At 73.1% G+C, this 18,583-nt stretch carries 18 protein-coding genes; 8 read left to right on the top strand and 10 right to left on the bottom strand.

Translation table 11 applies throughout. From position 1 onward, the window contains the following. Window positions 1-79: 79 nt before the first annotated feature. Complete coding sequence (locus tag AB0L45_RS10160) at window positions 80-223, bottom strand: hypothetical protein (protein ID WP_365837989.1); 144 nt, start codon at window positions 221-223, stop codon at window positions 80-82. Window positions 224-882: 659 nt separating this feature from the next. Here AB0L45_RS10160 and AB0L45_RS10165 point away from each other — a divergent pair. Beyond that, window positions 883-1,572 carry a M23 family metallopeptidase gene (locus AB0L45_RS10165; protein WP_365837991.1) on the top strand — a complete coding sequence of 230 codons (690 nt, stop codon included), beginning with the start codon at window positions 883-885 and terminating at the stop codon, window positions 1,570-1,572. Between the two features lie 66 nt (window positions 1,573-1,638). Here the strand turns inward: AB0L45_RS10165 and AB0L45_RS10170 are convergent, their stop codons facing one another. Further along, the gene (locus tag AB0L45_RS10170) at window positions 1,639-2,217 is read right to left on the bottom strand and encodes a helix-turn-helix domain-containing protein (RefSeq protein WP_365837993.1); all 579 of its coding nucleotides are present in this window, start codon (window positions 2,215-2,217) and stop codon (window positions 1,639-1,641) included. 140 nt (window positions 2,218-2,357) lie between these two features. Here AB0L45_RS10170 and AB0L45_RS10175 point away from each other — a divergent pair, with 140 nt between their 5' ends. From AB0L45_RS10175 to AB0L45_RS10185, 3 genes are all read left to right on the top strand, one after another. Further along, window positions 2,358-3,977, top strand: coding sequence for an MDR family MFS transporter (locus tag AB0L45_RS10175; protein ID WP_365837995.1), 1,620 nt, complete (start codon window positions 2,358-2,360; stop codon window positions 3,975-3,977). Window positions 3,978-4,226: 249 nt separating this feature from the next. Further along, window positions 4,227-4,631: a helix-turn-helix transcriptional regulator gene (locus AB0L45_RS10180; protein ID WP_365838081.1), complete on the top strand. Its 405-nt coding sequence runs from the start codon at window positions 4,227-4,229 to the stop codon at window positions 4,629-4,631. Between the two features lie 54 nt (window positions 4,632-4,685). Then, entirely contained in the window at window positions 4,686-5,141 is a 456-nt protein-coding gene (locus AB0L45_RS10185) for a VOC family protein (RefSeq protein ID WP_365837997.1), read from the top strand. A 49-nt stretch (window positions 5,142-5,190) separates the two neighbouring features. Here the strand turns inward: AB0L45_RS10185 and cseC are convergent, their stop codons facing one another. The 5 genes from cseC to AB0L45_RS10210 all read right to left on the bottom strand — a co-directional run bounded on the left by cseC (window position 5,191) and on the right by AB0L45_RS10210 (window position 10,074). Beyond that, window positions 5,191-6,492: a two-component system sensor histidine kinase CseC gene (gene cseC / locus AB0L45_RS10190; protein ID WP_365837999.1), complete on the bottom strand. Its 1,302-nt coding sequence runs from the start codon at window positions 6,490-6,492 to the stop codon at window positions 5,191-5,193. 8 nt (window positions 6,493-6,500) lie between these two features. Continuing rightward, window positions 6,501-7,211: a two-component system response regulator CseB gene (gene cseB, locus AB0L45_RS10195; protein WP_365838001.1), complete on the bottom strand. Its 711-nt coding sequence runs from the start codon at window positions 7,209-7,211 to the stop codon at window positions 6,501-6,503. 9 nt (window positions 7,212-7,220) lie between these two features. Continuing rightward, the gene (locus AB0L45_RS10200) at window positions 7,221-7,823 is read right to left on the bottom strand and encodes a hypothetical protein (RefSeq protein WP_365838003.1); all 603 of its coding nucleotides are present in this window, start codon (window positions 7,821-7,823) and stop codon (window positions 7,221-7,223) included. Between the two features lie 338 nt (window positions 7,824-8,161). Further along, the gene (locus AB0L45_RS10205; RefSeq protein WP_030023568.1) at window positions 8,162-8,713 is read right to left on the bottom strand and encodes a SigE family RNA polymerase sigma factor; all 552 of its coding nucleotides are present in this window, start codon (window positions 8,711-8,713) and stop codon (window positions 8,162-8,164) included. 413 nt (window positions 8,714-9,126) lie between these two features. Beyond that, a complete protein-coding gene (locus AB0L45_RS10210) occupies window positions 9,127-10,074 on the bottom strand; it encodes an A/G-specific adenine glycosylase (protein WP_365838005.1) in 948 nt (315 codons plus the stop codon). A gap of 103 nt (window positions 10,075-10,177) precedes the next feature. Between AB0L45_RS10210 and AB0L45_RS10215 the strand changes: the two genes are divergently transcribed. Further along, window positions 10,178-10,720 carry a pyridoxamine 5'-phosphate oxidase gene (locus tag AB0L45_RS10215; protein WP_365838007.1) on the top strand — a complete coding sequence of 181 codons (543 nt, stop codon included), beginning with the start codon at window positions 10,178-10,180 and terminating at the stop codon, window positions 10,718-10,720. A gap of 81 nt (window positions 10,721-10,801) precedes the next feature. Here the strand turns inward: AB0L45_RS10215 and AB0L45_RS10220 are convergent, their stop codons facing one another. Next, window positions 10,802-11,386 carry a phosphatase PAP2 family protein gene (locus AB0L45_RS10220; protein WP_365838009.1) on the bottom strand — a complete coding sequence of 195 codons (585 nt, stop codon included), beginning with the start codon at window positions 11,384-11,386 and terminating at the stop codon, window positions 10,802-10,804. A 239-nt stretch (window positions 11,387-11,625) separates the two neighbouring features. Here AB0L45_RS10220 and AB0L45_RS10225 point away from each other — a divergent pair, with 239 nt between their 5' ends. Then, a complete protein-coding gene (locus tag AB0L45_RS10225; protein ID WP_365838011.1) occupies window positions 11,626-12,435 on the top strand; it encodes a hypothetical protein in 810 nt (269 codons plus the stop codon). A gap of 110 nt (window positions 12,436-12,545) precedes the next feature. Beyond that, on the top strand, window positions 12,546-13,529 hold the full coding sequence (locus tag AB0L45_RS10230; RefSeq protein WP_365838013.1) for an NAD-dependent epimerase/dehydratase family protein: 984 nt from the start codon (window positions 12,546-12,548) through the stop codon (window positions 13,527-13,529). A gap of 99 nt (window positions 13,530-13,628) precedes the next feature. On the opposite strand, the gene disA is transcribed toward AB0L45_RS10230, so the two are convergent. Both disA and radA read right to left on the bottom strand, forming a co-directional pair. After that, window positions 13,629-14,687, bottom strand: coding sequence for a DNA integrity scanning diadenylate cyclase DisA (gene disA, locus AB0L45_RS10235; RefSeq protein WP_003982995.1), 1,059 nt, complete (start codon window positions 14,685-14,687; stop codon window positions 13,629-13,631). Between the two features lie 347 nt (window positions 14,688-15,034). Beyond that, window positions 15,035-16,447: a DNA repair protein RadA gene (radA, locus tag AB0L45_RS10240; protein ID WP_365838016.1), complete on the bottom strand. Its 1,413-nt coding sequence runs from the start codon at window positions 16,445-16,447 to the stop codon at window positions 15,035-15,037. A 257-nt stretch (window positions 16,448-16,704) separates the two neighbouring features. Between radA and AB0L45_RS10245 the strand changes: the two genes are divergently transcribed. After that, window positions 16,705-18,555 carry a sigma-70 family RNA polymerase sigma factor gene (locus AB0L45_RS10245; RefSeq protein ID WP_365838017.1) on the top strand — a complete coding sequence of 617 codons (1,851 nt, stop codon included), beginning with the start codon at window positions 16,705-16,707 and terminating at the stop codon, window positions 18,553-18,555. Window positions 18,556-18,583: the final 28 nt, after the last annotated feature.

The following is an 18,583-nucleotide window of genomic DNA, read 5'->3' on the forward strand; positions in this document are numbered from 1 at the left end:
CCAGGAGCCCGGGAACTCCAAGGCCGACGGCGGACCCGGGCCCGGAAAGGCAGGCGCGCGGCCCTATAGGGCCGCGATATCACAGCTCGACGACGCGGATACTGTCCGTTACGCCGGTGACGCGCGGCAGTCGGCGGCCGGCCCGCAGCTCCTCCAGCCGGGAGAACGCGGCCAGCCACTCCATCGAGGTCCCGAAGTCGTACGCCGGCCAGAGCCGGACCAAGCCCTCCGCCGGAGCCGGCCCGCCGAACCAGCTCAGCCACCGAGAACGCCCCGGCGACCTGGACGTACGGCCGGCCGCCGAGCGCCCGCGGGGCGTGCGGCAGGAGGCCGGTGCGCTGTTCGCCCCGGAAGCGGAGGAGGAGGGGGCGGTTGCGGGGGCTGGTACCGGCGTGTGGGGCCGTACGAGGCGGAAGCGTCTCCGGGGGCTTTTCCCCACGGGGTCTTTGGTCCCGATACGGACAGGCGGAAGGCCCGCCGGGGAGCGGGGGAGAGCTGCGGCGCGGTGACATGCCGCACAGGCCGTCCGGGGCCTACTACGCGGAATAGCGGGCGCTTTGCGCGGTGGGGCGGGCCGGTGCGGGCGCGGTGCGTGCCGCGGTACGGAACGGGGGCCGCCGGGGCGTTCGGCGACGTCGAACGGTGGGGGAAACCCGCAGGTCGGGGGTGGGGTGCGGGTGGCGGCCGATGGCCGGAAGACGGGGGTGGCCGAGGGGTTTGAGCCCTGGGGGTGAGGGTAAGTGCGGCGCTTTATTTCCCCGGCTTTTGCTACGGGATGGGGTAGTAGGAAGGGGTATTGGCAGCATGTCGGATTCGGGTTACCAAGGTGGGGCGATCCCGGTCGACGGCCGGGACTCACTCTTTCCCGGAGGTAACCCCCGCATGTCGAAGCACCACCCCCTGCACCGCCTGCCGAAGAAGTCCGTTCTCCGTACCCGCGCCTCCGTGCTCGCGGTGGGCCTGGGCATCTCCGCGGCCATGGGCGCCGGGGTGGCCGTGGCGGCCGGGAGCGACGCGCAGTCGATCGCCCTGGACGGGCTGACGTCCGACATCCGCTCCTCGGTGGCCGCGCAGGCCGACGCGCAGAAGAAGGCCGCCGAGGCGGAGCAGCAGGAGGCCGAGAAGGCCAAGAAGGCCGCCGAGGAGAAGGCCCGCTCCTGGGTGAAGCCGGTGGATGACTACCAGCTCGGCATGACCTTCGGGCTGGCCGGCAAGCACTGGTCCCACAACCACAGCGGCCAGGACTTCGTGGTGCCCAGCGGCACCGCCGTGCACGCCGTGCACGGGGGCACCGTGATCAAGGCGGGGCCGAACGGCGGCGGCGACGGTCCCGCGTACGGCAACGCGATCGTGATCAAGCACGACAGCGGTACGTACACCCAGTACGCGCACCTGACCAGCACCGAGGTCAAGCCGGGCCAGACCGTGGAGACCGGCCAGGAGATCGCCAAGTCCGGCAGCACCGGCAACTCGACCGGCCCGCACCTGCACTTCGAGGTCCGCACCGGCCCGAACTACGGCTCCGGCGTCGAGCCGACCGCCTTCCTGAAGGCGCGCGGCGACGGCGTGTGATCCCGGCCGCCGGGCGGACCGGGGGTGACCCCGCAGCGCCTGGCGGTCCCGGACCGCCGGACGGCCCTAACCGAGGGCCGGCGGCTGGGCCGCGGTGACCAGTTCGGTGGCGACCTCCAGGATGGCCTTGCGCTTGTCCTCGGGGTCGCCTTCGAGGTTCTGCATGGCGAACAGGCCCGCGTGCATCGAGAAGATCGCGGTGATGCAGCGGACCTGGTCCGTCAGCTCCGCATCCGGCTCCCTGAGCAGCCCGGTGAGCCGGATCATCCGCTGCTTGAAGGTCTCGCCGATGCTCAGGTCCCGGACGGCCGCCTGGTTCTCCTGCATGAAGCGGAACAGGGGCTCGGCGGAGCGCAGGGCCTCGCTGTAGCGGCGCAGGATCTCCTGCTTGGTCTCCAGGGTGCGCGGCTGCGTACCGGCCCACTCGATCAGGTCGTCGATCGGCCGGGCCAGGTCCTGGAAGAGGCCGATGACGATGTCTTCCTTGGTCTTGAAGTGGTAGTACAGCGCGGCCTTGGTGACCTCCAGCCGCTCGGCGATCTCGCGCAGCGAGGTCTTCTCGTACCCCTGCTCGGCGAACAGCTCCAGGGCGACGTCCTGAATGCGCTGGCGGGTGTTGCCCCTGCGCGGGTGCGGTGTGCCCATGCTGCTGTTCTCCTGCGTCGATCGTCCAGGCCGGGGTCGGAGGGCTCGCAGATTAACTTACTTGACGCCCGGCTAGTTGGTGGCTACCTTACTGCACTGTACTGAACTAGCCGGGCGGCAAGTAAGTGGGAGAAGCAAAAATGGGGATGTCGCAGACGAAAGCGACCCCGACGGGGGAGATACCGAAACCGGCGGACTCCGGGGGGAAGCAGCCGGCCAGCGTCCGCGTGGTGCTGTTCGCGCTGATGATCGCGATGCTGCTCGCGATGCTGGACAACATGATCGTGGGTACGGCGATGCCGACGATCGTGGGCGAACTGGGCGGGCTGAGCCACCTGTCCTGGGTGGTGACCGCGTACACGCTCGCGACCGCCGCCTCGACCCCGATCTGGGGCAAACTGGGCGACCTTTACGGCCGTAAGGGCGTCTTCCTGACGTCCATCGTGATCTTCCTGATCGGTTCGGCGCTGTCCGGCATGGCCCAGGACATGGGCCAGCTGATCGGCTTCCGCGCCGTACAGGGCCTGGGCGCGGGCGGTCTGATGGTCGGCGTCATGGCGATCATCGGTGACCTGATCCCGCCGCGCGAGCGCGGCAAGTACCAGGGCATGATGGCCGGCGTCATGGCCGTCGCGATGATCGGCGGACCGCTGGTCGGCGGCACCATCACCGACCACCTCGGCTGGCGCTGGAGCTTCTACATCAACCTGCCGCTGGGCGCGATCGCCCTGGTCATGGTGACGGCGGTGCTGCACCTGCCCAAGAAGCGGTCGCAGGCCCGCATCGACTACGTGGGCGCCGTCCTGCTCACCGTCGGCATCACCGCGCTGGTCCTGATCACCACCTGGGGCGGCACCGAGTACGACTGGCTGTCGGGCCAGATCATCGGCCTCGGCGCGGTCGGCGTCGTCGCCCTGCTGGCCTTCGTCTTCACCGAGACCAAGGTCCGCGAGCCCGTGCTGCCACTGCACATCTTCCGCAACAGCAACTTCAGCCTCGTCACGGTGATCGGCTTCCTGGTCGGCTTCGTGATGTTCGGCTCGATGACGTTCCTGCCGCTGTTCCAGCAGACCGTGCAGGGCGCCTCGGCCACCAACTCCGGGCTGCTGCTCCTGCCGATGCTGCTCGCCATGATGGCCGTCTCGCTGGTCGCGGGCCGGGTCACCACCAACACCGGCAAGTACAAGATCTTCGTGGTGGGCGGCGGCGCGCTGATCACCGCGGGGCTCGGCCTGCTGTCCCTGATGGACATCGGCACCACCCGCTTCACCTCGGGTCTGTACATGGCGGTGCTCGGCGCCGGCATGGGCTTCCTGATGCAGACCACGATGCTGATCGCGCAGAACAGCGTCGAGATGAAGGACATGGGCGTCGGCTCCTCGTCCGCCACCCTCTTCCGTACGATCGGCGGTTCCTTCGGTGTCGCGATCTTCGGAGCGATCTTCAACAACCGGGTGACGGACGTGATGACCGAGCGGCTCGGCGCCGCGGGTGCCGGTGCGACCGCCGGCGGCGGCCAGATGGACCCGAAGGCCCTGGAAAAGCTGCCCGCCGCGGTCAAGGACGCGTACATGCACGCGGTCTCCGGCGGCACCCACCAGGTCTTCGTGTGGGGCGCGCTGATCAGCGTCATCGGCTTCGCCGCGGCCTGGTTCCTCAAGGAGGTGCCGCTGCGCGGCGGCCCCGCCAAGCCGGCCGAGGGCCCGCAGGACGGCGGCGCGGCTCCGGCGAGCAAGGCTCCCGTGGCGGAAACCGTCTGATCCGAACAGGGAAAACTCCTGCTCAGTGGCCCCCGGCGTACGTGCCGGGGGCCACTGGCGTACGGGGTGCGGCCGCCGGGCGCACGGCCGGGCGGCTGCCGCCCGGCCGTTGTCAGTGGTCCGTGCCAGCATCGGAACATGAACGGCGACGAGGCGGGGGACAGGCGGCAGGGCGGGCGCGCGGGTGGCGGCGCCACGGCCCCGGTGCCGCTCGCGCGGCTGCGGCAGCTGCGGCTGGCGAAGGACGCGATGGACCGCGACTGGGCCGCGCCGCTGGACCTGGACGCGGTGGCGGCACACGCCGGGTATTCGCGCTTCCACTTCATCCGCGCCTTCAAGCAGGTGTACGGCCTGACCCCCGGCCAGTACCTGAGCCGCCGCCGGATCGAGCGGGCCGAGGAGCTGCTGCGTACGGCCGATCTGTCGGTGACCGAGATCTGCTGGCTGGTCGGCTTCGGCAGCCTCGGCACCTTCTCCGCGCGGTTCAAGGAGCGGACCGGACTGACGCCGAGCGCGTACCGGCAGCGGCATGTGGGGCAGGGCGCCGGGCTGATACCGGGCTGCTACGCCCTGCTGTGGTCCGGCGGCTTCAAGTCGTTCGAGACCCGCGACGGGCCGGCCCCGGAGGACCGCAATTCTCAAGAAGGCGGGTAGCGGACGGGCTGCCTACGGTGAAGAGGACCGAGCACGGAGCAACGGAGGCACGCCATGATCAAGGGAATCGCCATCACCACGGTCTGGGTTCTCGACCAGGACCGGGCGAAGGAGTTCTACACGGAGAAGCTCGGGCTGGAAGTCCGCACGGACATGCGGATGGGCGGCGAGGACGGCATGCGCTGGCTGACCGTCGGCGCCAAGGACCAGCCGGAGGTGGAGCTGACCCTGATGGTCCCCGGCCCGCCCGGCATGGACCCGGAGTCCGGCGGGATGCTGCGGCAGCTGGTGAGCAAGGGGCTGATGGGTGCCGGAGTGCTGGCCACGGACGACGTCCTGGCCGATTACGCGGCGCTGAAGGCCAAGGGCGTGGAGTTCCTCCAGGAGCCGCAGGAGCGCCCGTACGGCACCGAGGCGATCTTCCGTGACGACTCCGGCAACTGGTTCTCGCTGACCCAGCGCAACGAACAGCTCGACCTGGGCAAGGACTGGGGGGAGTGCGGGGAGTGACCGCCGCGCCGAGGACGGCGGGCCGGGGCGGCCGGGCGGCCGCCGCCCGTCACCGGTCCGGCAGCTGGATCACCGGGAAGCTGCCCGTGTTCGTCGGCGCGTTCTCCGGCAGCCACAGCACGGACACCGCGCCGGTCGAGCCGTCCGTCAGCTCGTCCGCGTTGCGGAAGGTCAGCCGGGCGCCCAGCACCCGGGCCTGGCCCGCCGCGATGGTCAGGCCGAGCCCGTGCCCGCGCCCGGACCGGTCGCTGCTGCCGGTGCGGAAGCGGCTGGGGCCCTCGCGCAGCAGGGCCTCCGGGAAACCGGTGCCGTGGTCGCGCACGCGCACCACGCGCCCTTCGACGGTGACCTCGATCGGCGGCTTGCCGTGCCGGGCCGCGTTGGCGATCAGGTTGCCCAGGATGCGTTCCAGGCGCCGCGGGTCGGTGGAGACCTCGGCGTCCCGCAGGATCTCCACCTTGATGTCGGAGTTCAGCGCCCGCACCCGCCGGGTGACGAACTCGCCGAGCGGCACGTCCTGGAGCTCGGCCCGCTCCGCGTAACCGTCCAGCCGGGCCACCTCCAGCACGTCCTCGACGAGGGTGCGCATCGCCTGGGCCCGGTCCCGTACCAGCTCCGAGGGGCGGCCCGGCGGCAGCAGCTCGGCCGCGGTGAGCAGCCCGGTGACCGGGGTGCGCAGCTCGTGGGCGATGTCGGCGGTCACCCGGCGCTCCGCCTCGATGCGCTTCTGGAGCGCGTCGGACATCGCGTCCACCGCCCAGGCCAGGTCGTCCGTCTCGTCCCGGATGCGGCCGCCGACCTCGTCGCGGATGCGTACGGAGGTGTCGCCGTCGGCCAGCTTGCCGGCCGCCGCCGCGGCGGCGCGCAGCCGCTTGGACAGCCGTCCGCCGATCAGCACGCCGAGCGCGCAGCCGCCGACCACGACCGCCGTCGAGCCGATCAGCAGCGCCTGGTCAAGGTCGTCCAGGACGGCGAACCGGTCGGGGAAGTAGCCCTGGATGGACAGCACCCGGCCGCCCGCGACCGGCGCCGCGGCCCACACCTTGGGCGTGGTCTGGCCGGTGTCCTCCAGGTAGGTCGCCCGCTTGCCCTTGGTGACCTCGTCCCGCAGCTCCTTGGGCAGTGCCGGGTCGTCCAGCTTGGCGCCGAAGCGCAGCTGGTGGGTGGATTCGTAGATCTTCTGCGTGAAGTTGAGGCGCTCGGTCTGCACGTCGCGGCTGTTGTCCAGCATCGAGCCGCGGGCCGCGTTGTGCACGACAAGGCTCAGCGCGATCGCGACCAGCGCTCCGACGAGCGCGATCGCGGCGCTGAGCTTCCACCTCAGCCCCGTCCGCAGGGCGAGCCTGACCACCGCAGGAGTCAGCCTCTCAGCTTGTAACCGAAGCCGCGGACCGTCTCGATCCGGTCCTGGCCGATCTTGCCGCGCAGCCGCTGGACGTGGACGTCCACGACCCGGGTGTCGCCGCCCCAGCCGTAGTCCCACACCCGCTCCAGCAGCCGGTCGCGGGAGAGGACCGTACCGGGCGAGTTCGAGAACTCCAGCAGCAGGCGCATTTCGGTGGGGGTCAGCGCGACCGGCTGACCGCCTTTGCGCACCTCCATGCCCTCCGTGTCGACCTCCAGGTCACCGAAGCGCAGCACCGCCTCGGCGGACGCGGCCGCCTCCGTGGCGGCGGCGCTCCCGCCGTCCGGCCCCGAGGCGTGCCCGAAGCGGCGCAGCACCGCGCGGATGCGGGCCACCAGCACGGCGCCGTCGAACGGCTTGGTGACGTAATCGTCGGCGCCGGCCTCCAGGCCCAGCACCACGTCGATGGAGTCGGCCCGCGCGGACAGCATGATCACCGGCACGGTCGACTCGTCCCGGATGCGCCGGCACAGGCTGACGCCGTCCAGGCCCGGAACCATCACGTCCAGCAGGGCGATGTCGGGCCGGTCGGCGCGGAACGCCTCCAGCCCCGCCAGGCCGTCGGGCATCGCGGTGACCACGAAGCCGTCCCGCTCCAGGGCGAGCTGGGTCGCCTCGCGGATGACGTCGTCGTCCTCGACGAAGAGCACATGGGTATCGGCCATGCGGTGTTCTCAATCCTCCGGTGCCGGTTCCGGGGACGCGGACTCCGTGTTCCCGGTGTTGCTGTAGTCGGTGTGGTACCGGGCGTACTCGACGAAGCGGCTGCCCGTCCAGCGGTAGGTCATCACATCCTCGCCGGAAGCGCAGCACACCTTGTCGCCGGTGTTGTAGGTCTGCTTGGAGATCTCCAGTTCGCCCTTGTTGACGCCCGCGTACACCGACGGCTGCTCGTCGGCGAAGACGTTCTCGTACGACCCGCCCTGCTTACGGTAGACGTAGGAGCCGATGCCGACCGAGTCCGCGCACGTCATCACGTTCACCACGACGTCGGGGGCCTTGCCGTGGGTGAGCGAGGCGTAGGTGACCTCGACCGGGTACTCCTCGGCCGCGCACGGCTTCCCGAGGGACTTCTTGACGTCGGCGCCGACCTTCGGGTCGTGCTTCATCAGCTCCACCGCGTCGACCTTCTGGTACGAGGCCGACGCCGAGGGGGACGGGGAGGTCGCGCGGGCTGACCGGTTCGTGGGCGCCGGGGTGCTGCTGGCCGTGCCCTCGGTGCGGACGCCCTCGCCGCCGGGATTGCAGCCGGCCAGCAACAGCGAGAGGGCGGCCATCCCCGCGACGGCCGCTCCGCCGCTCGTCCGAAGAGCCCTGGTCCGCCGGGACCGGGCCACGGGTTTGCGCCGTCCCCGCTCGGGGGCCGGGTGATCCGGTCCGGGGCTGCCCGGCCGGGACCGCCGGACGGCGCTCCGCCCGGACCCGGCGCGCCAGCCGGTGGCCCGCCCGATGCCCCGGCGGACGGACCGGGCCGGTGCCGTCCCGGGCACGGCGGCGCCGGCCGGCGGGGGCCCGGCCGGCGTGCTCTGGGCCGGCCTGCTTCCGGCCGGCCTGTTCCTGGTCAAACCGCTCCCGCTCACAGTCCCTCTGGCTAAGCCACCGGTACCGCAGCCGGTCAGGCCGCGCACCGCTCCCGCTCCTGCTCGCCGCGCTCCAGCATCCGCGCGTCGATGTCGCGATTCTCCAGCTCCTGGCGCAGCCGGGCCAGGGCCCGGTGCAGTGTGCTCTTGACCGTACCGGTGGACATGCCCAGCGCCGCCGCGGTCTCCTCCGTGCTCATCTGCTCCCAGTGTCGCAGCACGACGACGCTGCGCTGCTTGGGCGCGAGCACCCCGAGGATGTCCATCAGCAGCGCCCGGTCGGCGCGCTGCTCGGTGCCGTCGTCGACGCTGGCGTCCGGGAGCTGCTCAGTGGGCACCTCCTCCAGCTTGCGGGCGCGCCACCACTCCGTCCGCGTGTTGATCATGACGCGGCGCAGGTAGGCGTCGGCCAGGGACTTGTCGGCGATGCCGTCCCAGCGCCCGTACGTGCGGACCAGGGCCGTCTGGAGCAGGTCCTGGGCGTCGACCGGGTCGGGTACCAGGCGCCGGGCGCTGCGCAGCAGGGCCTCCTGCCGCGTCCGCACGTACTCTTCGAAGTCCAGTACCTTGCCGCCGCTGGTCGCCATCCCGACGCCTCCGATCCGCTTGCGATTCCCCACGTTGACCGTGCCGGCAGTCATCTCCAGCACGAGGAAGACGCTACGGAGGGGGTGTTGCGGCGTAATGTGCGTGGGCCCCACAGGGAGTGCACGGAAAACCGTCGGTTGTGTAACAGCCCGCTGGGGGTCATACCTCCGGCTGACCGGAGCCCCCGAAGGGTCATCCTCCCGAGGGACAGCGGAGGCGGCCGAAAAGCCAGGAGATGTCCCGAAAGCCTGGTGCCGGGGCGCGCGTCGGCACGCTGCTGTCACACGCGGCCGTCGTGCAGCTGTCACATACGGCCGTCACATACGGCCGCACGGCGCCGTTGACCGCGGCCGTCACACACGGCCGTCATGCCGCTGTCACACAAGGCTGTAACGGCCCGCCATCAGAACCGTCAGGACGTGCCGCGGCCGAGCGGCAGGCGGTACATGCCGCCCGGCAGCGGCTCCACCAGGCCGTCGGAGACGAGACCGTCGAGCGCTCGCGCGCGCTGCACCGGCTCGTCCCACACCGTGTCCAGTACGGCCTGCGGCACGGCACCGACGGCTTCCCGCAGTACGGCGAGGAGCTTGCCGCGCACCTGGCGGTCCGTACCGGCGTACGTCTGTCCGCGGCGCGGCGGGCCGTCGTGGGCGGGCGAACCCGCCAGCCGCCAGGCGCACTGCGCGGAGATCGGGCAGCGCACACACTCCGGGCCGCGGGCGGTGCACACCAGCGCGCCCAGCTCCATTGTGGCGGCGGCCCACTTGGCGGCCGTCTCCTCGTCCTGGGGCAGCAGCGCGCGGGCCAGCTTGCGTTCGGCGGCGGTGGTGGCGTTCGGTGGGTACTGCCGGCCGCTGACGGCGCGCGCGAACACCCGGCGGACGTTGGTGTCCAGTACGGCGTGGCGCTGCCCGTACGCGAAGGACGCCACGGCCGCCGCCGTGTACTCCCCGACGCCCGGCAGTGCGAGAAGCTGGGCGTGCTCGCGCGGAACGTCACCGCCGTGACGTTCCTGTATGGCGGAGGCGGCGGCGTGCAGGCGCAGCGCGCGCCGCGGATAACCGAGGCGGCCCCAGGCGCGCACCGCTTCCCCGGGCGGCTCGGCGGCCAGGTCGGCGGGGCGCGGCCAGCGCGCGAGCCACTGTTCGTACACCGGCAGCACTCTGCTGACCGGCGTCTGCTGCAGCATGAACTCGCTCACCATCACGCCCCAGGCGCCCGCCTCGGGGCGGCGCCAGGGCAGATCGCGGGCGTGCTCGTCGAACCAGTCGGTGACGGGGCCGTGCAGCCGGGCCCCTTCGGCGGCTTCGTCGGCGGCGGTGACAGCGGCGGTGCCGGTGGCGGCAGGAGTGGAAGTCATGGCACTGCCGATCCTGGCACGACGGCGCTCCGCCGTGAAACGCACCGGGCGCGCGCCACGACGTGCCCACCCGCTCGCGGGAACGGGAGGCGAGGATGTCCCCATGACCCGTCCCCACGATGTGGATGCCGACGGGACCGACGAGACCGGCGGGAGAGCCGCGATGACCACCGCAGACGACTGCCCGGACGCGATCCGCCGGGCCCTGGCCGCACACACGACGCTGACCCTCGCGTACACCGACGACGAAGGGCCGCAGGCGTGCGCCGTGCTCTACGCCACAGCGGACGGGCCGGCGCCCTCGCTCGTGCTGGTCACTGCCGAGTCGACCCGGCACGGCCGGGCCTTCGCCCGGGCCGCCGACGCCGGAAGCGGCGCCCGCGTCGCCTTCACGGCCCAGCGCGACGGCCAGGAGTGGTCCGCGCTGACGGGGGTGCAGGGCCGGGGCCGCTGCCACCGGCTGGCGGGCGCGGACCGCGCGGCCGGGTGGCGTACGTATCTGGAGCGCTTCCCGTTCGTCGCGGCCGACGACCGGCTCACCGCGGCGCTGGAACGCACCGCGCTCTGGGAAGTCCGCCCGGAATGGCTGCGGTTGATCGACAACGGCCGCGGCTTCGGGCACAAGGAGGAGTGGCACGCGCCGTGACCGAGCGGCACGCGCCGTGACCGCGTGGCACGGGCCGGGCCCGGGGCACCCCGAGGGGCGCCCCTGTCTCCGGGGAGACGGTCAGGCGCGCACCAATATCTTCCAGCGCCCCGCGCCCAGGCGTATGACCAGGGAGGTCAGCGGCCCGGCGAACAGCGTCACGCACAGCGTGGCGGTCAGGGTGCCCAGCGCCAGGCCGGCCACCACGTCGTGCGGGTAGTGCGCACCGACGAAGACCCGCGAGAAGCCGGTCAGCAGGGCGATCGGCAGTACCAGCCAGGCCAGTGCGCGCCAGGCGAACACGATGCCGACGGCCAGCGCCGCCGCGATGGTGGAGTGGTTGCTCGGGAAGGACCAGTCGCCCGGCGGCGGGCACGGGACGATGGAGGCGGCGGCGCCCGCCACGGCCCGGCAGGGCCGCTCCTCGTTCACGAAGCTCTTGACGATCTCACTCACCAGGTACGCGACCGCCGTGGCGATCGGCACCAGGATCGCGAGCGCGACCAGCCGCTCCTCCCCCTTCCGGGAGCGCCACCAGCCCAGTACGGCCAGGGCCATCAGCAGCAGGATGCCGCCTTCGGTACCGCCTGCGGCCAGCGAGTGGACCCAGCCGGGTGTGTCGTGCGCGAAGTCGGTGACGTCGCGATAGAGATCGGTGCTGTACATGAACGCATACGGTACGGACTGTTGCGGGAAAGCCGCATCTGACCATCGTCGCGGAAAACCCCTGACGAAAGTTGTGGTGACCGGGGGGCGCGGACCGGGCGGCGGACCGCCGCGGAGCGTCGCGGCACCACGCGGCCCGTGCCACCGCACCCCCACTCCGGAAAGATGATGTGAAAAGTTGCAGCTTCGTGCGGCGGGTACTGGCCGGTGTGACAGCTGATCTCTCGTAGAGTTTCCACGTGGGATCTCTGCGCAATCCGATCGGGCCGCTTCCCTCCTCCATCTACTGGCGGCGGAGGGCCGTTGCGCTGGCCGTCCTCGTCGTGCTCGTCCTGTTGGTGGTGTGGGCCCTCAACTGGACCGGCAACGGCGGGAAGACCGGCGACGAGGGCAAGGGCCCGGGCGGCCCGGGCCCCGCCACCTCCATCACGCCCGGTCCGAACGCGACGGACACCGGATCCGACCAAAAGCCGGGCGGCCGCGACGAGTCGAGCGGCAGCGGCGGCTCCACCGGCGGCTCCGGCGGAGCGGGCGGCAGCGGCGGCGGTACGGGCGGCGCCGGCGGGGGCACGGGCGGCGGCGCCTCGGGCGCCGGCGGCCCCATAGGGCAGGGCAGCGGCACCGTGGCGGCCGGCTCGGCGCTGGCGAACTGCGCGCCCGCCACCACCGAGTTGAAGCTGCGCAGCCGCAAGGAGAGCTACGCGCCCGGCGAGAAGCCCACGTTCGAGGTCACGATAGAGAACGCGGCCGACAGCGCCTGCAAGGTGGACCTGGGGCGCGGCTACGCGGCCCTCACCATCACCGGCCCCACCGACGACGAGCGGGTCTGGTCCTCCGGCGACTGCCCGCCGGGCAGCGGCGGCACCGCGCCCGTACAGGTGCCGGCGGGCGGCTCGGTCCAGCGGACCGTGGAATGGGACCGCAAGCCCAGCACCTCGGAGTGCGCGACACCGGCCGCCGAAGCCGTCGGCCCCGGTACGTACGAGGTCGAGGCCAAGGTGGGCGGACTGGACGCGGTGCGGACGTCCTTCGTCCTGGCCGAGGACTGACCCGCCGCCAAGTGGTCCGCCCGGTACCGCAGTCCGGGGCCGGGAGGCGGGATTGCGCTATGAGCGTGCAGCCGTTCCGCAGCCACCCATGATCGGGCACAGTCGGCTCCATGAAGCTACTGATTCTGGGCGGAACGGAGTTCGTGGGACGCGCGGTCACCGACGCGGCGCTGGCCCGCGGCTGGCAGGTGACGGTCTTCCACCGCGGACAGCACGAAGCGCCGCCGGGAGCGTCCGTCGTGCGGGGCGACCGTACCGATCCGGCCACCCTCGCCGCGCTCGCCGACGGCACCTGGGACGCCGTGGTGGACACCTGGGCCTGGGCGCCGACCGCGGTGCGCGACGCCGCCCGGCTGCTGGCCGGCCGGGCCGGACGGTATGTGTACGTCTCCACCGGCTCGGTCTACCGGCACCCGGCCGGGCCCGGACACACCGAGGCGAGCCCGCTGGTGGAGGGCTCCCCGGACGCGGACGCGGTGGCGTACGCGGAGGACAAGCGCGGCGGCGAACTGGCCGCGCTGGCGGCCTTCGGCGAGGACCGGACGGTACTGGCCCGCGCCGGGCTGATCCTCGGCCCCTGGGAGAACATCGGCCGGCTCCCCTGGTGGCTGACGCGCATCGCCCGCGGCGGACCGGTGCTCGCGCCCGGCCCGCGCGACCTGGGCCTGCAGTACATCGACGCCCGCGACCTGGCCGAGTGGGTGCTGCACGCCGCGGAGACCGGGCTGTCCGGCCCGTACAACATCATCAGCAGGCCGGGCCACGCCACGATGGGCGAGCTGCTGGAGACGTGTGCCGAGGTCACCGGCTCCGACGCCGAACTGCGCTGGTACGGGCCCGAGGAGATCGCCGCCGCCGGCCTCACGCCGTGGACCGAACTGCCGGTCTGGCTGCCGCCGGGCGAGCTGTACGACGCCATCCACCGCGGCGACGTGACCAAGGCGCACGCGGCGGGGCTGCGCTGCCGGCCGGTCGCTGAGACGGTGGCCGACACCTGGGCGTGGCTCCAGAAGCTGGACGGGCCGCCACCGCTGCGGGCCCGTACCCCGATCGGACTGGCGCCCGAGAAGGAGGAGGCGGTGCTGCGGGGCTGACAGCCGGTGCCGCGGCCCGGCCCCTGAGACGGCAGACGACAGGCGGCGTGCGGGCGTCGGTGCGCCCGCACGCGGCAGGCCGCCTCGCGCCCTGCGCCCCTACACGTACCGTTCGAGGATCGAGGACTCCGCCAGCCGGGACAGGCCCTCGCGTACGGACCGGGCGCGGGCCTCGCCGACCCCGTCCACCGCCTGGAGGTCGTCCACGCTCGCCGCGAGCAGCTTCTGCAGCCCGCCGAAGTGGTCGACCAGCCGGTCGATGACGGCGCCCGGCAGCCGCGGCACCTTCGCCAGCAGCCGGAAGCCGCGCGGCGAGACCGCCGAGTCCAGCGTCTCGGGCGAGCCGCTGTAGCCCAGCGCGCGGGCCACGATGGGCAGTTCCAGCAGCTCGGCGTGGCTGAGCGCGTCCAGCTCGGACAGCGCCTCCGGCACCGTACGGGAACGCTTGGCCGTCGGCTCGGGCACATAGTCACGGGCGACCAGCTCGCGCTCCGGCTCGACGCCCGCGATCAGCTCGTCCAGCTGGAGGGAGAGCAGCCGGCCGTCCGTGCCCAGCTCGACCACGTACTCGGCGATCTCCGTGGCGATCCGGCGCACCATCTCCAGCCGCTGCGCGACCGCGGTGACGTCCCGGACCGTGACCAGGTCCTCGATCTCCAGCGCGGACAGGGTGCCGGCCACCTCGTCCAGGCGCAGCTTGTAGCGCTCCAGCGTCGCCAGCGCCTGGTTGGCGCGGGAGAGGATCGCCGCCGACTCCTCCAGGACGCGGCGCTCACCGTCCACGTACAGCGCGATCAGCCGCATCGACTGGCTGACCGAGACGACCGGGAAACCGGCCTGTATCGAGACGCGCTGGGCGGTGCGGTGCCGGGTGCCGGTCTCCTCGGTGGGGATGGACGCGTCCGGGACCAGCTGCACACCGGCCCGCAGGATCTTGGTGATGTCCTTGTCCAGCACCAGCGCGCCGTCCAGCTTGCACAGCTCGCGCAGCCGGGTCGCCGAGAACTCCACGTCCAGCACGAAGCCGCCGGTGCACATCGACTCGACGGTCTTGTCGAACCCGAGGACGATCAGACCGCCGGTGTTGCCGCGCAGAATGCGCTCCAGGCCGTCCCGCAGCGCCGTGCCGGGCGCCACCGCGCTCAGCGAGGCGCGCATCAGGCCGTCCGTGCCGCCGCTGTCGCCCGACCTCCGGGTGGGCGGCCCCCAACCGGACCTGCCACCAGACGACGATGCCCGGTCGTTGGCTGCCACTGCACTCCTCCGTCGCAAGGTCTGTCGGTGCCGCAGGCCGCCCGGCAGATGCCTTGGTCACGCAGCTCACGGGCTGCGCGGGCCGACGGCACGACTTCATTGACAGGCGAGACCGGGGCAAAGTCTACCGGCGCCCAGGCTAGGGGCTGTCTGCAAAGTCACGTCGTACGCCCGCGAGCCGGGCGCTCGCCCGCGCGCGGACAGCCGCTCACGGAGGTTCAGGCGGCGGGTGCGCCTACGGAGGACCGGGCTCATTCGGCCGCCGCCTTCTCGCGCGGCGGCTCCCGGCGCGGCCGCTTGGGCAGCACCCGCAGCGCCTCGCCGACGTCCGCCACCTCCAGCACCCGCATCCCGTCCGGGATCTTGCCCGGGTCGGCCGGGACCAGGGCATGGGTGAAGCCGAGCCGGGCCGCCTCGGCCAGCCGGCGCTGTACGCCCGTCACCCGCCTGACCTCGCCCGCCAGGCCCACCTCGCCGATCGCGACCAGGTTCTTCGGCAGCGGACTGTCGCTGGCGGCGCTGGCCAGCGCGAGCGCCACGGCGAGGTCGGCGGCCGGTTCGGTCAGCTTCACGCCGCCGACCGTGGCGCTGTAGATGTCGCGCTTGCCGAGGGCCGCGATGCGCCCGCGCTGCTCCAGGACGGCCAGCATCATCGAGACGCGGGAGGTCTCCAGGCCGGAGGTGGTGCGGCGGGGGGAGGGGATCTGCGTGTCGACGGTCAGTGCCTGCACCTCGGCGACCAGCGGGCGGCGGCCCTCCAAGGTGACCGTCAGGCACGTACCGGGCACCGGCTCGTCGCGGCGGGTCAGGAAGAGCCCGGACGGGTCGGCGAGGCCGGTGATCCCCTCGTCGTGCAGCTCGAAGCAGCCGACCTCGTCGGTGGTGCCGTAGCGGTTCTTCACACCGCGGACCAGGCGCAGGCGGGCGTGCCGGTCACCTTCGAAGTTCAGTACGACGTCGACCAGGTGCTCCAGGAGGCGGGGGCCCGCGATGGCGCCGTCCTTGGTCACATGGCCCACCAGCAGCGTCGCCATGCCGCGCTCCTTGGACGCCCGGATCAGGGCCCCGGCGACCTCGCGGACCTGGGCCATACCGCCGGGCGCGCCGTCGATCTCGGGCGAGGCGACGGTCTGGACGGAGTCCACGATCAGCAGCGACGGCTTGACCGAGTCCAGGTGGCCCAGGACGGCGGACAGGTCGGTCTCGGCGGCGAGATACAGGTGGTCGTCGATGGCGCCGATGCGGTCGGCGCGCAGCCGCACCTGGCTGGCGGACTCCTCACCCGTCACGTACAGCGTGCGGTGGTCGTCGCTCGCGGCCTTGGCGGCCACGTCCAGCAGCAGTGTGGACTTGCCGACGCCGGGCTCGCCGGCGAGCAGCACCACGGCGCCCGGCACCAGGCCGCCGCCCAGCACCCGGTCCAGCTCGTCGACGCCGGTCGAGCGGGCGGTCGCCCGGCGGCCGTCCACCTGGCCGATGGGCAGCGCGGCCGTCGTGACGCGGCCGGGCGCGGTCGTCCGGACGGCGGGCGCGCCGCCGAACTCCTCGACCGTGCCCCACGCCTGGCACTCCGGGCAGCGGCCGAGCCACTTCGCGGTGGTCCAGCCGCATTCGGTGCAGCGGTACGAGGGCCGCTCCTTGGCCGAGGATTTACGAGTCGCCATGGTGTTCACCGTAACGGCGGGGTGTGACAACGACGGGCGTACGGGGTGTGACAACGCCGGACGTAGGGGGTGGGGCAATGCCGGGCGGGCGGCGCGCCGGAGTGCCGGAAGGGGCCGGTGGGTGGGGTGTGAAGGTCCGTAACGCGCGTGAAACCCCGCTCTGGTGTCCCCTTTTGAGGGAGAACATCACCCGTATGGATTAAAAGTGTCCGTGCGGCGCGATAGTGCCTGCATCATCCGCCTACCGTCGCCGGGTGATGAGCAGCAGGTCCGATCACCCCACGCACGCCACCGGTGCACACCGGGCGCACGACGGCGCTCAGCGCCCCGACCGGGCGCCGTTTCCCGACCGGTACGAGCCCCATCTCGACGGGCTGTTCACCTACTGTCTGTCCGTCCTGTGCGAGCACGACGCGGCGACCGCCGTCCTGGGCGAGGTGCTCGCCGTCGCCGACCGGCACCACGGCCGCCGCCCGCCCGACCCCGGCCTGTACCGCTCCTGGCTGTACGCGCTGGCCCGGTGGGCCTGCCTGCGGCGGCTGGCCGACCGGGCGCAGGACGGCGGCCAGGACGACCACGGGAGCGGCACCACGGCCGGCCCGGGCGGGGCCTCCGGCACCGCCACGCACGGCACCGGCACGACGTACGGCACCGGAGCCTCCCGCGGCCTGGGCACCGCGCCCGGCGGCGGGCCGTCCGGCGAGACCGCCGACGCGGCCCGGCAGCGGCGCGAACTGGCCGGCCTGGCCTGGCCCGAAGCCGCCGGCACGACCCCCGAGCAGCGCGAGGCGCTGGAGCTCTCGGTACGCCACCGCCTGACCCCCGAGGAGGTCGCGGCCGTCCTCGGCGGTGACACCGACGCCACCCGCACCCTCCTGGCCACCGCCGCCTGCGAGGTCGAACGCACCCGTGCCGCGCTCGCGGTCGTCGAGTTCGGCCGCTGCCCGGACGTCGCGCAGCTCGCGGCGGACACCCAGATGCTGCTCGGCGTCGCGCTGCGCCGGGAGCTGGTCCGGCACGTGGACGACTGCGCGGAGTGCCGCCGTACGGCCGAGCGGGCCACCGCCCACGGCCCCTGGCCGGGCACCGCGCCCCTCGATCACGGCGCGCTGCCGTTGGTCGGCGCCCCGCGCGTGGCCGTGCACACGGCCATGGAGGCGGCGCGCGCGTCGCGCTCGGGGCGTGCCGAGGGGGTGGCGGGCGCGGGCGTGCCCGTACGCTCCGGGCGCGCGGGGCGCACGAGTGGCGCAAACGGTTCTCCACGCTACGACCGGCGCGGATTCCCTGTCCGCCCCAAGGATCCGGTGGCCCGCAGACGCCGGCTGCGCACCCGGGCCGTGACCACGACCGTGATCGCCACCGTGCTGGCGGCACCGGTGCTCGCCCTGTGGGCCGCCTACCGGGGCGCACCCCTGACCGGCGAGAGCGAGCACCCGGCGGTGACGGCCGGCGAGCCGGACAGCGGCCCGCTCGACGGTCACCCGTACGAGAACGCCGGCAGCGCCCGCTCGACCGCCGCGCCGTATCTGCTGACGGCGAGCGGCCGGTCCACCGTCTCCGACGTCTCCGTGCAGGTCGTCGGCGCGGACGGCACGCTGCTGCGGCCCGGCGAACCGGACCGCTCCGGTACCGGCCCCGGACGGCTGACCGTCACCGCCGAACCGCGCGGCGGCGTCACGGCCGTCACCCTCACCGCGTCCGGCGGCGCACCGGTCCACTGGTCGGCGCGGGCGGGCGCGCCGTGGCTGCGGCTGAGCGCCGCGGCCGGCGTGCTGCGGCCGGGGGAGTCCAGCACGCTCCTGGTCTCCGTGGACCACGCCCGGGAGCCAGACGGCTACTGGAACGCGCGGGTCACCCTGGCGCCCGGGGGCACGACGGTGACGCTGGAAGGGTGGGGCCAGGGCAGCGGCGGCCACTGGCCGGGGCACCCGAGGCCGACCGGACCCGGCCCCCGGCCCGAGCCGACCGCACCGACCCGGCAGCCGACGAGCGAGCCGCCGGCGTCCCCCACCCCGACACCCACCCCCACGCCCACGGCGCAGGAGCCGACGCAGGGACCGACGACGGGACCGACCACGTCCCCCGGGCCGTCCGGACCGGCGGGATGACCGGGTGATCAGGTGACCAGCGGCTCCG

The sequence above is a fragment of the Streptomyces sp. NPDC052496 genome (assembly GCF_040679095.1).
Classification (GTDB): domain Bacteria; phylum Actinomycetota; class Actinomycetes; order Streptomycetales; family Streptomycetaceae; genus Streptomyces.

What these genes read in the sequence shown, in the direction of transcription:
- AB0L45_RS10165 (WP_365837991.1), top strand. Translation starts at nt 883, where the DNA reads ATGTCGAAGCACCACCCCCTGCACCGCCTGCCGAAGAAGTCCGTTCTC.
- AB0L45_RS10170 (WP_365837993.1), bottom strand. Translation starts at nt 2,217, where the DNA reads ATGGGCACACCGCACCCGCGCAGGGGCAACACCCGCCAGCGCATTCAG.
- AB0L45_RS10175 (WP_365837995.1), top strand. Translation starts at nt 2,358, where the DNA reads ATGGGGATGTCGCAGACGAAAGCGACCCCGACGGGGGAGATACCGAAA.
- AB0L45_RS10180 (WP_365838081.1), top strand. Translation starts at nt 4,227, where the DNA reads ATGGACCGCGACTGGGCCGCGCCGCTGGACCTGGACGCGGTGGCGGCA.
- AB0L45_RS10185 (WP_365837997.1), top strand. Translation starts at nt 4,686, where the DNA reads ATGATCAAGGGAATCGCCATCACCACGGTCTGGGTTCTCGACCAGGAC.
- cseB (WP_365838001.1), bottom strand. Translation starts at nt 7,211, where the DNA reads ATGGCCGATACCCATGTGCTCTTCGTCGAGGACGACGACGTCATCCGC.
- AB0L45_RS10200 (WP_365838003.1), bottom strand. Translation starts at nt 7,823, where the DNA reads ATGGCCGCCCTCTCGCTGTTGCTGGCCGGCTGCAATCCCGGCGGCGAG.
- AB0L45_RS10205 (WP_030023568.1), bottom strand. Translation starts at nt 8,713, where the DNA reads ATGGCGACCAGCGGCGGCAAGGTACTGGACTTCGAAGAGTACGTGCGG.
- AB0L45_RS10210 (WP_365838005.1), bottom strand. Translation starts at nt 10,074, where the DNA reads ATGACTTCCACTCCTGCCGCCACCGGCACCGCCGCTGTCACCGCCGCC.
- AB0L45_RS10215 (WP_365838007.1), top strand. Translation starts at nt 10,178, where the DNA reads ATGACCCGTCCCCACGATGTGGATGCCGACGGGACCGACGAGACCGGC.
- AB0L45_RS10220 (WP_365838009.1), bottom strand. Translation starts at nt 11,386, where the DNA reads ATGTACAGCACCGATCTCTATCGCGACGTCACCGACTTCGCGCACGAC.
- AB0L45_RS10230 (WP_365838013.1), top strand. Translation starts at nt 12,546, where the DNA reads ATGAAGCTACTGATTCTGGGCGGAACGGAGTTCGTGGGACGCGCGGTC.
- disA (WP_003982995.1), bottom strand. Translation starts at nt 14,687, where the DNA reads ATGCGCGCCTCGCTGAGCGCGGTGGCGCCCGGCACGGCGCTGCGGGAC.
- radA (WP_365838016.1), bottom strand. Translation starts at nt 16,447, where the DNA reads ATGGCGACTCGTAAATCCTCGGCCAAGGAGCGGCCCTCGTACCGCTGC.
- AB0L45_RS10245 (WP_365838017.1), top strand. Translation starts at nt 16,705, where the DNA reads ATGAGCAGCAGGTCCGATCACCCCACGCACGCCACCGGTGCACACCGG.